Source organism: Actinomadura livida, assembly GCF_014648675.1.
Taxonomy (GTDB): domain Bacteria; phylum Actinomycetota; class Actinomycetes; order Streptosporangiales; family Streptosporangiaceae; genus Spirillospora; species Spirillospora livida.
Genome location: NZ_BMRO01000007.1, coordinates 455529 through 470570, shown reverse-complemented (window position 1 = coordinate 470570; position 15042 = coordinate 455529). Strand labels below are relative to the sequence as shown.

Here is a 15042-nt window from a genome sequence, read left to right as displayed (position 1 = left end):
GCCCAGGGGGCGATCCCCTGGGCCTGGACATGATCAGCCCAGCTCGGGGAAGAAGAGCTTGATCTCGCGGTCGGCGGAGTAGGTGGAGTCCGAGCCGTGGACGATGTTCTCCCCGATCTCCAGGGCGAAGTCGCCGCGGATCGTGCCGGGCGAGGCGCTCACCGGGTCGGTGGCGCCGGCCAGCGAGCGGAACGCCTCGATGGCGCGCGGGCCCTCGACGACCATCGCGACGAGCGGGCCGCCGGTGATGAAGTCGACCAGTTCCCCGAAGAACGGCTTGCTGGCGTGCTCCTCGTAGTGCGACTCGGCCGTTTCCCTGGTCAGGGTGCGGAGTTCCAGCGCGACGAGCTTCAGGCCCTTGCGCTCGATACGGGAGATGACCTCACCGATGACGCCGCGGCGGACGCCGTCGGGCTTGACAAGAACGAGAGTGCGCTCGGACACGGGTGGTTCTCCTTGGGAATTTCGGTTTGTGCAAGCGCGCGAATACTACCCGCCCCCAGGCTCCGCGGACGCCTTACCGGGGAGAGTCGCGCCGTGCGCCGCGGCGCGTCGCGCGCGTGCGCGGGCGGTCGCGGCGGCCAGGAGGACGGCCGTCACCGCGGCGATCACGAGCCACAGATGGTAGGCGTCGAGCAGCGCGCCCGCCCGCTGCGTCTCGGTCACCGGTTGCAGGCGTGCCAGCCGGGACGCCTCCAGGGACAGCACGAGGAGCTGCCCGGCCAGCAGCGCCGGGAAGCACAGGGACAGGCCGAAGAGCGCGGCGCCGACGCCCGCGCCGCGCAGGGATGCGGCGAGCGCGAGCCCGGCGCCCGCGCCGAGCGGGACGAGTAGCAGCAGCGGCGTCCAGCGGTCGTGCGGGGCGCCGGCGAGGCCGAGGAGCAGCCCCGTGACCATCAGGCAGTAGCCGAGCGGGACGGCGCGGCGCGCCGGGGCGCGGGTCGAGGCGAGCGCCCCGGCGACCGCGGCGGCCGCCGCGAGCGCGAAGGGGAGGGCGGGCACGGCCGCGCCGTCGTCCCGGGCGTGGGCGGTGGCGGAGAGCAGACCCGTCATCGGTCCCGCGACCGGGAGGCAGAGGAGGCCCACGGCGATCATGACGATCGCGCAGCCTTCCGGGCTGCCCGCCGCGGCGTCCCGGCCGCCGGCGACTGCGAGGGCGAGCAGGGCGGCGAGCGCGGCCACCGCCACGACCAGCCGCGCGCCGGGCGACCAGTCGTACGCGGCGACGACGGCGAGGAACGCGAACCCGGCGGCGGGAGCGAGCGGGAGGAGCAGCCCGCCGCGTTCGGCCTGCCGGGCGGCGGGCAGCGCCCACGGGCCGCGCCCGCGCAGCAGCGGGTAGCCGGACGCGGCGGCGACGGCGGCCGCCGCGGGCCACGGGACGGGGGCGAGGGCGGCGCGCCAGTCGGGGACGGCCGTCCCTCCGGCGGGCGGCGGGACGGCGCTCAGCGCGAGCGGCATCGCGAGGATCAGCATGCCCGCGAAGACGCCCGCCCAGGCGGCGGTGAGGCCGCGGTTCCCGCGCTCCCAGACGATGACGAGGGAGGCGGGGACCACGATGCCCCCGCCCACGCCCTGCACCGCCCGGACGGCCGCCACCAGCGGCACCGAGGGGACGAACCGCGCGGCGACCAGGCCGGCGAGCAGCACGGCGGCGCCGGTGGCGAGCACGGCCCAGGCGGGGAGGCGGCGGGCGGCCAGGGCGGCGAGCGGCACGGTGAGCAGGAGGGCGGGGAGGGCGCAGCCGGTGGCGCGCAGCAGGGCGGGGACCTCGGCGTCACCGAGCGCGAGCGCGCTCGCCGCGGCGGGGACGACGTTGTAGACGGCGTCGGGCACCACCAGCACGGCGGCGGGCAGCGCGGTGAGGGCCGGCAGCAGCGCGCCGAGCACCGCGAGCCGCGTCCGGGCACCGCCCTCCGGCGGCGCGCTCTCGGACGGTGCGCCGGCGGACGGTGTGTTCGGCGCGCCGGTGGACGGCGCTTCTTCGGACAGGGCCCCGCTCCTTCGCCGGGTCGCCATCCACCGAAAGCGCTTTTTCCGGAAAGGGAAGAATGCCGGATTCAGCGGATTAATTCGATTCGCCGGCCCGGCGGATGGAAAGGGGTGCGGTCCCCCGCGAATTTAGCGCGCCTGAACGGCCGCCGCCTTGCGTCCGAGCCAAATGGCCGTCCCCCAAAGCGCGCCGAAGACGGCGCCGAGGAAGAACATGGCGGGCACCATGAACCCGGTCGCGATGATCAGGACCTGCAGCACGGTCCCGGCCGCGACCGCCCACGGGAAGCGCAGCAGCCCGGCCATCACCAGGCAGGCGACGGCCAGGCCGCCGCAGACGGCGCCGGCGGTGCCGCCGTCGACGTCCATGATGGACACCGCCACCGGGATCGCCAGAGCGATCACGATGGCCTCGCAGGCCAGCACGGTGGCGAACAGCGTCCGTGCCGGGTTGGCGGCCCTGTCGGCGCTCATGGGGCCGTCACCGTCCTTCCGCTACGCGCAGGAGTGTCCGGGCGTCGCCGGCGGTGACCACCGACCCGGTGATCAGGACGCCGGCGCCGCGGTACTCGCCGGTCTCCTCGGCGAGCCCGATGGCCCGGTCGATCGCGTCGTCCAGCCGCGGGGCGAGATGGACCCGCTCGGGACCGAAGATGCTCCCGGCCAGCTCGGCCAGTTCCTCGGGCGGCATCGAGCGGGGCGAGGAGTTGCGGCTCACCACCAGCTCCGCCAGGACGGGTTCCAGCTGGTCGAGGACGCCCGCCACGTCCTTGTCGGCGGCGATGGCGAGCACCCCGGCGAGCCGGGTGAAGCCGAACGACTCGGTGACCGTGGCGACGGTCGCGGCCATCCCGGCCGGGTTGTGCGCGGAATCGAGCAGGACGGTCGGCCCGGTGCGCGCGACCTCCAGCCGCCCCGGCGACAGCGACTTGGCGAACCCGCTGCGCACCAGCGCCGGGTCGAGCTGCCCCTGCTCGCCGCCGAGGAAGGACTCGCCGGGCGCGATGCGGGTCGCGGCCTCCAGGTTCGGCTCCCCCCTGGTCGGCGCGCCGCTGGCGAACGCCTCGACGGCCGCGAGGGCCGTCGCGGCGTTGCCGGCCTGGTGCTCGCCGAACAGCGGGAGGAAGATCTCGTCGTAGACGCCGTGCAGGCCCTGGAGGCGGATCTGCTGGCCGCCCACGGCGATGTCGCGGCTCAGCACGCCGTACTCGACGCCCTCGCGCGCCGCCGCGGCGCCGGTCTCCACGACCCGCCGCAGCAGCACCTCCGCCGCCTCGACCGGCTGCTGCGCCAGCACTACGACCGACTGCGGCTTGATGATCCCCGCCTTCTCCCCGGCGATGTCCTCCAGCGTGTCGCCGAGGTAGCGGGTGTGGTCGAGCCCGATCGGGGTGATCACGGCGACGGCGCCGTCCGCCACGTTGGTGGCGTCCCAGGCGCCGCCCATGCCGGCCTCGACCACCGCGACGTCGACCGGCGCGTCGGCGAACGCCGCGTACGCCATCGCGGTGAGGACCTCGAAGAAGGACAGGCCGGCCTGGTGCTTGCCGTCGATCAGCTGGACGTAGGGGAGCACGTCCTGGAACGTCTCGGTGAAGCGCTCCTCGCTGAGCGGCTCCCCGTCGATCGCGATGCGCTCGCGCAGCGTGGTCAGCTCGGGGCTGGTGAACAGCCCGGTGCGCAGGCCGCGCTCGCGCAGCAGCGACTCGATGAGCCGGGCGGTGCTGGACTTGCCGTTCGTCCCGGCGATGTGGATCACCGGATAGGCGCGGTGCGGCTCGCCGAGGACGTCGACGAGGTCCCGGATGCGGTCGAGCGTGGGGTCGATCTCCCACTCGACCCCCCGGGCCATGATCGCGGCGACGGTGCTGCGGTAGTCGGTCGGCTCGGGTACCTGGCTCACGTTCACAGAGCCTACTCGGCGGGTGCCGGTGGTCCCGTCCGGCACCACACTGGAGGCATGGACGTGTTCTACCGGGAATGGGAGGGCCGCGGTCCGGGCGAAACCCGCGATATCGCACGGGCGCGCGCGCTGGCGGGCGCTCTCGGCCTCCTCGCGCCGGAAGTGCCCGTTCTGACCGTCGTGGGGTCGAAAGGGAAGGGAACGGCGGCGACGTACGCTTCGGCATTCCTGGCCGCGGCCGGTCTGCGCGTGTGCACGGTCACGAGCCCTTCCCTGCGCACGGACCGCGAAAGGATCAGGGTGGACGGCCGCGCCGTTTCCGAAGCGGAACTCGCCTCCCTGGCGGACGCGCTCGGCGAGGGCGTCGCCGCGCTCCCGCCGCCCGCGGCCGGTTACCTGTCGCCCGCCGGGCTGTTCACCCTCGCCGGCGTCCTGCACGCGCGGCGCGCCGGTGCGGACGCGGTCGTCCTGGAGGCGGGGATGGGCGGACGGTCCGACGAGGTCGCCCTGTTCCCGCCGGACGTCGCCGCGATCACGCCGGTCTTCCTCGAACACACCGGCGTGCTCGGGGAGACCGCGGCGGAGATCGCGCGGGAGAAGCTCGGTGTGGCGGGGCCGGGGACGCTCGTCCTGTCGGCGCCGCAGTCCCCGGAGGTCACCGGCGCGCTCGGTCCCGTGGAGCGCGTCGCAGCGGGCGGCAGCGGGCTCCCGGCGGACCTGCTGCCCGCCGGGCTGGGACGCGCCAGCGCCGAGCTGGGCGTCGCCGCGGCCCGGCGCCTTCCCGGCGTCGTCGAGCCCCCGGCCGAGACTCTCCGGGACGTCATGGCGTCGGTCGCGCTACCGGGGCGGCTGTCCACGCATGACGTGCCCGGATCGGCGACGCGGCTGCTCGTCGACTCCGCCATCGACCGGACGGGTATCGCCGCCGCCCTCGCGGAGGCGCGGCGCGCCTGGGGAACGATCGACCACGCCGTCGTCTGCCTCCCCGACCACAAGGACCTCGACGGGGCCGTCGCCGAACTGGGCGGGCTGCCCGTGACGTTCGTGCGGCTGGCCCTGCCGCACCTGCGGTTCACCCGCGCGCTGCCGCCCGAGTGGGACGTCATCGGCCCGGACGCCGTCACCCCCGAGTCCCTCGCGACCCTCGGGCACCGCGTCGTCGCGCTCGGCACCGGCTACTTCACCGGGCTCGTCCTGGACGCGGTGGACGCCGGCACCGAGCGGCTGTTCAGGGCTTCGGCTTCTCCACGTCGTTCCTGATCCGGCGCATGACGTCCGCCATCAGCGGGAACTGCGGGTTCAGCGTGGCCCGGTTGGAGGCCACGACGCCGTAGGAGTCCCGTGTCGCCCACGCGCAGAAGGTGTGGGTCTGGGCGAGGACGGAGAACGTCCCGCAGACGGCCTTGCCGCCCCGGTTCCCCGGGTCGGCGTCCTGCCCGGCGATGAACGTCGTGGGCTGCACCTTCTGCAGGAACTCCTCGGGGTTGCCGACGGGGCCCGTCCCGCCCATGAACAGGACGTTGACCGGCCGCGCGGGCTCCTCGCCGTAGACGGCCTCCCCGCGTTCGGAGACCGGGATGCCGGCCGCCCTGATCGCCGCCGCGACGAACGGGTACGCCGCGCTGGCCTGCGGCGGGGTCAGCGGGTCCTTGGCGAGACCGCCCGCGCTCCCGCCCGCCTCGATCACCTTCCCGGACGCCGGGTCGCCGGTGGTGCGGGCGTCCCGGCCGGCGCTGCCGTCGGCCTCGCCGTCCAGCCGGAACACGAACACGCCCACCACCAGGGCACCGGCCGCGACGGCGGCCAGTCCCGCGCCCAGGACGACCCAGGGCAGCCGCTTCTTCCCGCCGGGCGGCGCGCCCGCCGGTGCCTGGCCGGGGACGGCGCGGAGCGGGCCGGTGCCGTCCGGGACGACACCGTGCGGCCCCGTACCGTCCGGGAGGACGCCGAGCGGGCCGGTGCCGTCCGGCAGGACTCCGTGCGGGCCGGTGCCGCCGACCATCGGGTGAGCGCCCGAGCCGTTCGGGCCCGCCGGGATCGTGTACGGGCCGGTTCCGTTCGCGCCCATCGGCATCTGCTGCGGACCCGTCCCGTCTCCCGAATCGGCCGACCACCACGGACGCGAGCCGCCCCAGGGCGCCGGCGCGGCGGCGAGCCGCTCCGGAGCTTCCCCGTCCTCGACGACCTGCGGCGCGTTCAGGTCATCACCGGATGCGGATTCCGGCGTGTCGGACCGAGGTGGTGATTCGGCCATTGCACTCCTGATGGTTCATGTCCTGGCAAAGCCCGCTTGCCCACCCGGATCGTAGCCGCGCCGGGCCGGGCGCGCCGACCCTTCGCTGGGCCGGACCGCGCCGTCGCTCCGCGTCATCACCCCGGAAGGGCGGTCAGCTGCGCCTCGAGCCGCCCGATGTCGGCCTCGGCCTGCGCCAGCCGCGCCCGGTTCTTGGCGACGACGGCCTCGGGCGCCTTCGCCATGAACGCCTCGTTGCCCAGCTTGCGGGTCGCCTGCTCGACCTCCCTGCGGGCGGCGGCGAGGTCCTTCTCCAGCCGCTTGCGCTCGGCGGCCACGTCGATGGCGCCCGCGGTGTCGAGCCGGACGGCGACGCCCTCGACCGGCAGCGACGCCGTGGCCGAGAAGCCCTCGCCCGGCTCGGTGAGCCGCAGCAGCGCCCGGACGCCCTCCTCGTGCGCGGCGAGCGGCGAGGCGCCCCACTCCAGCGACGCGGCGACCTTCTGCCCCGGCTTGAGGCCCTGGTCGGCGCGGAACCGGCGGACCTCGGTGACGAGGCGCTGCAGCGACTCGACCACGGTCTCCGCCGCCCGGTCGGCGCGCGCGGGCTCGGCGGACGGCCACGGCGCGGTGACGACGGTGGCGCCCCCGGTCAGGGACGTCCACAGCTCCTCGGTGACGAACGGGATCACCGGGTGCAGCAGCCGCAGCAGGTTGTCCAGGACCTCGCCCAGGACGCGGCGCGTCGGCTCGGCCCGCTCGTCGGCGAGCTGGACCTTCGCGAGCTCCACGTACCAGTCGCAGACCTCGTCCCACGCGAAGTGGTAGAGCGCCTCGCACGCCTTCGCGAAGTCGTAGCCCTCCAGGTGCGCGTCCACCTCGGCGATGACGGTCTGGAGGCGCGACAGGATCCAGGCGTCCACGGTCGTCACCTCCGCGGGCATCTCCCCGCGGACGTGGGCGCCGTTGATCAGCGCGAACCGCGTCGCGTTCCACAGCTTGTTGCAGAAGTTGCGCGACCCCTGCGCCCACTGCTCCGCCACCGGGACGTCGCCGCCCGGGTTCGCGCCGCGCAGCAGCGTGAAGCGGGTCGCGTCGGCGCCGTACGCGTCGATCCAGTCGAGCGGGTCGATGACGTTGCCGAACGACTTGGACATCTTCTTGCCGAACTGGTCGCGGACCATCCCGTGCAGGGCGATGGTGTCGAACGGCTGGACGCCGTCCATCGCGTACAGCCCGAACATCATCATCCGGGCGACCCAGAAGAACAGGATGTCGTAGCCGGTGACCAGCACCGACGTCGGATAGAACCGCTTCAGCTCCGGCGTCTCGTCAGGCCAGCCCAGAGTCGAGAACGGCCACAGCGCCGAGGAGAACCAGGTGTCGAGGACGTCGGAGTCCTGCGTCCAGCCGGCGGGCGGCTCCTCGTCCGGCCCCGGGCAGACGACCTCGCCGTCCGGCCCGTACCAGACCGGGATGCGGTGGCCCCACCACAGCTGCCGGCTGATGCACCAGTCGTGCATGTTGTCGACCCACTCGAAGTAGCGGGCCGCCATCTCCGGCGGGTGGATCGTGACGCGGCCGTCGCGGACGGCGTCGCCCGCGGCCTTCGCCAGCGACTCGACCTTCACGAACCACTGCAGCGACACGCGCGGCTCGACGACCGTGGCGCAGCGCTGGCAGTGCCCGACCGAGTGCTCGTAGGGGCGGACCTCCCTGACGATCCGGCCCTGCTCGCGCAGCGCCGCCACCACCGCGGGCCGCGCCTCGAACCGGTCGAGCCCCTCGAACGGCCCGGACGCGGTGACGACGCCGCGCTCGTCCATGATCGTCAGGGACTCCAGCGAGTGCCGGCGGCCGATCTCGAAGTCGTTCGGGTCGTGCGCCGGGGTCACCTTCACCGCGCCCGTGCCGAACTCCGGGTCGACGTGCTCGTCGGCCACGACGGGGATGCGGCGGCCGGTCAGCGGGAGCTCGATCTCCCGGCCGACCAGGTGCGCGTACCGCTCGTCGCCGGGGTGGACGGCCACCGCGGTGTCGCCCAGCATCGTCTCGGCCCGCGTGGTCGCGACGACGATATCGTCCTCCCCGGACCCGTACCGGATCGACACCAGCTCGCCGTCGACGTCCTCGTGCTCGACCTCGATGTCGGACAGGGCCGTCAGGCAGCGCGGGCACCAGTTGATGATGCGCTCGGCCCGGTAGATCAGCCCGTCGTCGAACAGTCGCTTGAAGATCGTCCGGACAGCAGTAGCACGTGCGCCGTCCATCGTGAACGCCTCGCGCGTCCAGTCGACGCTGTCGCCGAGGCGGCGCATCTGCCCGAGGATCCGCCCGCCGGACTCGGCCTTCCACTCCCACACCCGCTCGACGAACGCCTCGCGCCCGAGGTCGTGCCGCGACACGCCCTCCTTGGCCAGCTCGCGCTCCACCACGTTCTGGGTGGCGATGCCCGCGTGGTCCATGCCGGGCAGCCACAGGGTCTCGTGGCCCAGCATCCGGTGCCGCCGGACCAGGGTGTCCTGGATCGAGTGGTCGAGCGCGTGCCCCATGTGCAGCGAGCCGGTGACGTTCGGCGGCGGGATCACGACCGAGAAGTGCGGCCGGCCGGGCGCACGGCCGGGGTCGGCGGTGAACAGCCCCTCCGATACCCACCGCTCGTAGAGGCGGCCTTCAACGTCCGCCGGACGGTACTGGGTGGGCAGGTCGACGTCCGCTGCGGCCCCCTGGCCGCGCTCAGTGCTGGGCTGTGTCACGGCTGAAGATTCTACGGGGGCCGGACGTGTGCCAGACCCACCGGGCAGGCGCCCGGAGACGCCGCGGCCACGCCCCCCGCCGCACGGCCCGCCCGGCGCGACGGCCGATCGCGGACCGGGCCGGGAAGCGTTTCCCGTGAGGGTCGGGACACAGGTCACCTGACACCGGGTCGCCCCACCGGAAAGGGTGGCGGAAAACGTCCGCGACGGCGGGACGCGAAGGGAGTGGGACGGGATGCGAGCGGTACTGGCACGCGCAGCCGTGCTGGCCGGCGCGTTCACCGCGGGGGCCGTGGCGGCACGTGCCGCGACCCTCCCTCACCTCCGCAGCCTCACCGCCGACCTGCAGCGCTCCCGGGAGCGGATCCTCGCCAGCCGGGAGGAGGAGCGGCGCCGGCTGCGGCACGACCTGCACGACGGGCTCGGGCCGACCCTGGCCAGCCTCGCGATGTCGCTGGACGCGGCGCGGATCACGCTGGCCGTCGAGCCGGAGCGGATGGACCCGCTGCTCTCCGACGTCCGGGACCGGCTCGCCACGGCCGTCGGGGAGATCCGCGACCTGGCGCACGGCCTGCGCCCGCCCGCGCTGGACGACCTGGGGCTCGTCGCCGCCATCGAGTCGATCGCCGAGGGCTGCTGCGAGCGGGTGGACGTGCGGTTCGACGACGAGCACCTGGAGCTGCCCGCGGCGGTGGAGGTGGCGGCGTACCGGATCGTGCAGGAGGCGCTGACGAACGTCCGGCTGCACGCGCCGGGGAGCACCGCGACGGTCCGGCTGTCCCGGGACACCGAGCTGCGGATCGTGGTGGCCGACACCGGCCCCGGGCTCCCCGACTCGTCCCGCAACGGCGGGCAGCCGGGGTCGCGGCGCGGGCTGGCCGCGATGAAGGAGTGGGCCGCCGAGGTCGGCGGCCACTGCGTCATCACGTCCCGCAACGGCGGCGGGACACTGGTTTCGGCCCGGCTGCCGCTGGCCGCGGCGGAGTACCATCGGCCTTCCATGGGGAAGGGCGGGCGTAGATGAGCGAGAACATCCGTGTTCTCATCACCGACGACCACCCGGTGTTCAGGCAGGGCCTCAAGGGGCTGCTGCACGCGCTGGGGGTGGAGGTCGTCGGCGAGGCCGAGAACGGCCCGGAGGCGGTGCGGCTGTCGGCCGAGCTGCAGCCGGACGTCGTCGTGATGGACCTCCACATGCCCGGCGGCAACGGAATCGAGGCCACCCGCACCATCACCCGCACCAGCCCGCGCATCGGCGTCCTGGTCCTGACGATGTTCCGCGACGACGACTCGGTGTTCGCGGCGATGCGGGCCGGCGCCCGCGGCTACCTGCTGAAGGAGTCCGGCGCCGAGGAGATCGCCCGCGCGGTGAAGGCGGTGGCAGCGGGCGAGGCCATCTACGGCCCCGAGATCGCCCGCCGCGTCCTGACGTACTTCACCGACATGCCCGACCCGCGCCGGGCCGCGTTCCCGGAGCTCACCGAACGCGAACGCGAGGTCCTCGCGCTGATCGCCCAGGGCCGCAACAACGCCGAGATCGCCGGGACCCTCTTCCTCAGCCAGAAGACGGTCCGCAACCACGTCTCGAACATCTTCATGAAGCTGCACGTCGCCGACCGCGCCCAGGCGATCGTCGTGGCCCGCGAGGCCGGCCTCGGCGAATCGCGGCACTGACCCGCCCGCTCACCCGCGCCCGTACTCGGCGGGCTGCTCAGGCGTCCCGAGAAAGGCGCCGCCGCGGACGCGGCTCCGCGTACGCCGCGGCGAACAGCCGGCCGTCCACGCGCCCGGCGCGGCGGATGTGCCGCCAGGCGGCGGACACGACCGCCTCGGCGCTCGGCCGGCCGTTCGCCCCGGTCAGGCGCTCTTCTCGCGCGGCTCGCGCTTCGGGCGGTCGCGTGGGACGAGGGTCGGGTTGACGTGCTCCAGGACGGCCTCGCGGGTGATCACGACGCGGGCGACGTCCTGGCGGCTCGGCACCTCGTACATCACCGAGAGCAGGACCTCCTCCATGATGGCGCGGAGCCCGCGGGCTCCGGTGCCGCGGAGGATGGCCTGGTCGGCGATCGCCTCCAGGGCGTCGTCGGTGAACTCCAGGTCGACGCCGTCGAGTTCGAAGAGGCGGTGGTACTGGCGCACCAGCGCGTTCTTCGGCTCGGTGAGGATGTTGATCAGAGCCTCGCGGTCCAGGTTGTGGACGGACGTGATCACCGGGAGCCGGCCGATGAACTCGGGGATGAGCCCGAACTTCAGCAGGTCCTCCGGCATGACGTCGCCGAAGATGGCCGACGACTCCTCGAAGTCGGACTTGGAGCGGATCTGGGCGCCGAAGCCCATGCCCTGCTTCCCGACCCGGGACTCGACGATCTTCTCCAGGCCGGCGAACGCGCCGCCGCAGATGAACAGCACGTTGGTGGTGTCGATCTGGATGAACTCCTGGTGGGGGTGCTTGCGGCCGCCCTGCGGCGGGACGCTCGCGGTGGTGCCCTCCAGGATCTTGAGCAGGGCCTGCTGGACGCCCTCACCCGAGACGTCCCGGGTGATCGACGGGTTCTCGCTCTTGCGGGCGATCTTGTCGACCTCGTCGATGTAGATGATCCCGGTCTCGGCCTTCTTGACGTCGTAGTCGGCCGCCTGGATCAGTTTGAGGAGGATGTTCTCGACGTCCTCCCCGACGTATCCGGCCTCCGTCAGCGCCGTGGCGTCCGCGATCGCGAACGGGACGTTGAGGAGTTTGGCGAGGGTCTGCGCGAGGAGCGTCTTGCCGGATCCGGTGGGGCCCAGCAGCAGGATGTTGGACTTGCCCAGTTCGACCGGGTCGTCCCTGCCGGTGTCGCCCGACTGGATCCGCTTGTAGTGGTTGTACACGGCGACGGACAGCGCCTTCTTCGCCGTGTCCTGCCCGATGACGTAGGAGTCCAGGAACTCGTAGATCTCCCGCGGTTTGGGCAGGTTGTCCCACTTGAGGTCGGAGGTCTCGGAGAGCTCCTCCTCGATGATCTCGTTGCAGAGATCGATGCACTCGTCGCAGATGTACACGCCCGGACCCGCGATGAGCTTCTTGACCTGCTTCTGGCTCTTCCCGCAGAACGAGCACTTCAGCAGATCACCACCGTCGCCGATGCGTGCCACCCAACTGTCTCCTTTTCGTGGGGCCGCCCGCCCTGGAGGATGCGGCGCAGCTCGGTTGCGTCCCGAAGGCTCTCGACGTTGGAATCGACGTTACCGCCTCCGACGGACTTGGAAAGCCCCTCGCCCGGAAGTGTGGCGACCGGGCTCGGGGACTCCCTCGTCCTCGTGCCGTCTCAGGACGACACTACCTCGGCTTTGCGCTTCCTGCTGGCGAAGACATCGTCGATGAGGCCGTAGCTCTTCGCCTCGTCCGCCGTAAGGATCTTGTCGCGCTCGATGTCCCGGCGGACCTCGTCGATGCTCTTGCCGCTGTGCTCGGCGAGGATGCTCTCCAGCAGCTCGCGGATCCGCATGATCTCGCGCGCCTGGATCTCTATGTCGCTGGACTGGCCGTAGGTGCCCTCGGTCGCGGGCTGGTGGATCAGTATCCGCGAGTTGGGCAGCGCGGCCCGCTTGCCCGGCGTCCCGGCCGCGAGCAGCACGGCGGCGGCCGAGGCGGCCTGGCCGATGCAGACCGTCTGGATGTCGGGCTTGACGAACTGCATCGTGTCGTAGATCGCCGTCATGGCGGTGAACGAGCCGCCGGGCGAGTTGATGTAGATGCTGATGTCGCGGTCGGGGTCGATCGACTCCAGCGTGATCAGCTGGGCCATCACGTCGTTGGCCGACGCGTCGTCGATCTGCACGCCGAGGAAGATGATGCGCTCCTCGAACAGCTTGTTGTACGGGTTCATCTCCTTGACCCCGTACGTGGTGCGCTCGACGAACGACGGAATGATGTAGCGGCTCTGGGCCGGCGTCGGGGACTCGCCCCCCGGGACCAGACCGCTGAAGCCGGGTCGGATGTCGCTCACTGTGTGCCTCCGATAGATGATCAGGTCGTCAGGAGACCGTGCCCTCGGAGGGCACCTGGGTGGCGCTGAGCACCACGTGGTCCACGAACCCGTAGTCCTTGGCCTCGTCGGCGGTGAACCAGCGGTCGCGGTCGGAGTCGCGCTCGATCTGGTCGAGCGCCTGGCCGGTGTGCTCGGCGATCTTCTCGGCGAGCGTCCGCTTGACGTACAGCATCTGCTCGGCCTGGATCTTGATGTCGGAGGCCGTCCCGCCGATGCCGCCGGACGGCTGGTGCATCATGATGCGCGCGTGCGGCAGGGCGTAGCGCTTGCCCTGCGTCCCGGCGCACAGCAGGAACTGCCCCATCGACGCGGCCAGCCCCATGCCGACCGTGACGATGTCGTTCGGGACGTACTGCATGATGTCGTAGATCGCCATGCCGGCGGTGACGGAGCCACCGGGCGAGTTGATGTAGAGCGTGATGTCGCGTCGGCCGTCCTCGGCGGACAGCAGCAGCAGCTCCGCGCAGATGCGGTTGGCGATGTCGTCGTCGACCTGCTGGCCGAGGAAGACGATCCGCTCGCGCAGCAGCCGCTGGAACAGCTGGTCGCCCAGAGGCAACAGGGGCGCCTCGGCGACCCGCGCCTGGATCCGCGACGACTCGTCGAAAGTCGGAGGCATGCTCACCGGTGTTCCTCCGGTCCTTTTAATCGGTTCGGATGCTTGGACATTAACGCGCGTACGGGGCCGCTTAAGCCGTGGGGGCCGCCTTTTCGCCAGGGGCGTACCCGCGCGCCGCCGGACGGTCCGGACAGGACGGACACTCCCGGCGCTCCCCGCCGGCGCGGCACCGCCCCCGGGTCCCTCTCCCCCATCCCCCGGTTCACGCCGCTCAAAGGACGGCCCCGCACCCCGTTTCCGGGTGCGGGGCCGTCCGATGCCTCAGGGAACGTCCAGGGCGGCTCAGGCGTCCTTGTCCTGCGCGTCCTTGGCGTCCTTCGCCTCGGCGGCCGGGGCCTCCGCAGCGGCGTCCTCAGCGTCCTCGGACTTCTCGGCCGCAGGCTCGCCGGCGCCCTCCTCGGCCTGGACGGTCTCGCCCGTCTCGCCGTTCAGCTCGCGCTGGAGGGCGTCGACGTCGATCTCGTTGCCCGACTCGTCCTTCACGGTGACGTGCTCGACGATGAGGTTCAGCGCCTTGTTGCGCAGCACCTCCGAGACGATCGCCGGGAGCTGGTTGTTCTGGGTGAGGTACTCGGCGAGCTGCTGCGGCTGCACGCCCATCTGCATCGCCTGGGTGACGACGTACTCGCTGAGCTCCTCGTTCTCGACGTTGAGCTCCTCCTGGACGGCGAGCTGGTCGAGGACGAACCCGCCCTTGACCGCGAGCCGGGCGGCGTCGGCGACCTCGGTGTCGAACTCCTCCTCGGTCTTCTCCTCGCCGGAGAGGTAGTCCTCCTTGGTCATGCCGGCCATCTGCAGCTGCTGCTCCAGCTGCTGGTTGCGGCGGCCGACCTCCTCCTCCACGATCTTCTCGGGGAGCGGGATGTCGACCTTCTCCAGCAGCGCCTCGAGGGCCTTGTCGCGCGCCTCGGACAGCTGCTGCATCTTGACCTGGCGCCCGAGCCGGGCGCGGACGTCGTCGCGCAGCTCGTCGATGGTGTCGAACTCGCTGGCGAGCTGGGCGAACTCGTCGTCCAGCTCGGGCAGGTTCTTCACCTTGACGCTCTGCACGGTGACGGTGATCTCGGCCTCCTCGCCGGCGCGCTCGCCGCCGACCAGGGTGCCGGTGAACGTCTTGTCCTCCTCGGCGGAGAGGCCGACGAGCGCCTCGTCCAGGCCCTCGATGGCCGACTTGCTGCCGACCTCGTAGGAGTAGCCGCTGGTGGAGGCGTCCTCGACCTCCTCGCCGTCGATCTTGGCGACGAGGTCGATGGTGACGAAGTCGCCCTCCTCGGCGGCGCGCTCGGCGTTGGTGAGGGACGCGAACCGCTCGCGCAGGTTGCCGATCGTCTCGTCGACCTGCTCGTCGGTGACCTCGGCGTCGTCCACCACGACCTCGAGGCCGTCGTAGTCGGGCACCTCGAACTTCGGCCGGATGTCGACCTCGGCGGTGAACGCGAACTGGGTGCCGTCGTCCAGCTCGGTCACCTCGACGTCGGGCTGCCCGAGGACGAAGATCTCGGACTCCTCGA

The 15042-nt window shown here is 72.5% G+C and carries 13 protein-coding genes; 3 read left to right on the top strand and 10 right to left on the bottom strand.

Annotation, left to right across the window (positions count from 1 at the left end):
* Window positions 1–33 precede the first annotated feature (33 nt).
* From ndk to IEZ03_RS19540, 4 genes are all read right to left on the bottom strand, one after another.
* The gene (ndk, locus tag IEZ03_RS19555; protein WP_184882151.1) at window positions 34–444 is read right to left on the bottom strand and encodes a nucleoside-diphosphate kinase; all 411 of its coding nucleotides are present in this window, start codon (window positions 442–444) and stop codon (window positions 34–36) included.
* A gap of 45 nt (window positions 445–489) precedes the next feature.
* A complete protein-coding gene (locus IEZ03_RS19550; RefSeq protein WP_184882149.1) occupies window positions 490–2019 on the bottom strand; it encodes a hypothetical protein in 1530 nt (509 codons plus the stop codon).
* 102 nt (window positions 2020–2121) lie between these two features.
* A complete protein-coding gene (locus tag IEZ03_RS19545; RefSeq protein ID WP_184882147.1) occupies window positions 2122–2466 on the bottom strand; it encodes a DUF4233 domain-containing protein in 345 nt (114 codons plus the stop codon).
* A gap of 7 nt (window positions 2467–2473) precedes the next feature.
* Entirely contained in the window at window positions 2474–3844 is a 1371-nt protein-coding gene (locus tag IEZ03_RS19540; protein WP_184890443.1) for a bifunctional folylpolyglutamate synthase/dihydrofolate synthase, read from the bottom strand.
* A gap of 108 nt (window positions 3845–3952) precedes the next feature.
* On the opposite strand from IEZ03_RS19540, the gene IEZ03_RS19535 reads away from it, so the two are divergent.
* A complete protein-coding gene (locus IEZ03_RS19535; RefSeq protein ID WP_184882145.1) occupies window positions 3953–5155 on the top strand; it encodes a folylpolyglutamate synthase/dihydrofolate synthase family protein in 1203 nt (400 codons plus the stop codon).
* On the opposite strand, the gene IEZ03_RS19530 is transcribed toward IEZ03_RS19535, so the two are convergent.
* A complete protein-coding gene (locus IEZ03_RS19530) occupies window positions 5124–6149 on the bottom strand; it encodes a hypothetical protein (RefSeq protein ID WP_184882143.1) in 1026 nt (341 codons plus the stop codon). The genes IEZ03_RS19535 and IEZ03_RS19530 overlap by 32 nt on opposite strands.
* Window positions 6150–6265: 116 nt before the next feature.
* A complete protein-coding gene (locus IEZ03_RS19525) occupies window positions 6266–8884 on the bottom strand; it encodes a valine--tRNA ligase (protein WP_184882140.1) in 2619 nt (872 codons plus the stop codon).
* 235 nt (window positions 8885–9119) lie between these two features.
* Here IEZ03_RS19525 and IEZ03_RS19520 point away from each other — a divergent pair, with 235 nt between their 5' ends.
* The gene (locus IEZ03_RS19520) at window positions 9120–9908 is read left to right on the top strand and encodes a sensor histidine kinase (RefSeq protein WP_184882138.1); all 789 of its coding nucleotides are present in this window, start codon (window positions 9120–9122) and stop codon (window positions 9906–9908) included.
* Window positions 9905–10558, top strand: a complete 654-nt coding sequence (locus tag IEZ03_RS19515) for a response regulator transcription factor (RefSeq protein ID WP_184882136.1) — start codon at window positions 9905–9907, stop codon at window positions 10556–10558. Before IEZ03_RS19520 ends, IEZ03_RS19515 begins: the two co-directional genes overlap by 4 nt.
* A gap of 183 nt (window positions 10559–10741) precedes the next feature.
* Here IEZ03_RS19515 and clpX read toward each other — a convergent pair whose 3' ends face one another.
* The 4 genes from clpX to tig all read right to left on the bottom strand — a co-directional run.
* Window positions 10742–12016, bottom strand: a complete 1275-nt coding sequence (gene clpX / locus IEZ03_RS19510) for an ATP-dependent Clp protease ATP-binding subunit ClpX (protein WP_131984768.1) — start codon at window positions 12014–12016, stop codon at window positions 10742–10744.
* 173 nt (window positions 12017–12189) lie between these two features.
* Complete coding sequence (locus tag IEZ03_RS19505) at window positions 12190–12861, bottom strand: ATP-dependent Clp protease proteolytic subunit (protein ID WP_229808418.1); 672 nt, start codon at window positions 12859–12861, stop codon at window positions 12190–12192.
* A gap of 37 nt (window positions 12862–12898) precedes the next feature.
* Entirely contained in the window at window positions 12899–13531 is a 633-nt protein-coding gene (locus tag IEZ03_RS19500) for an ATP-dependent Clp protease proteolytic subunit (RefSeq protein ID WP_229808417.1), read from the bottom strand.
* A 282-nt stretch (window positions 13532–13813) separates the two neighbouring features.
* A partial coding sequence (gene tig / locus IEZ03_RS19495) for a trigger factor (RefSeq protein ID WP_229808406.1) occupies window positions 13814–15042 on the bottom strand: 1229 nt, incomplete at its 5' end.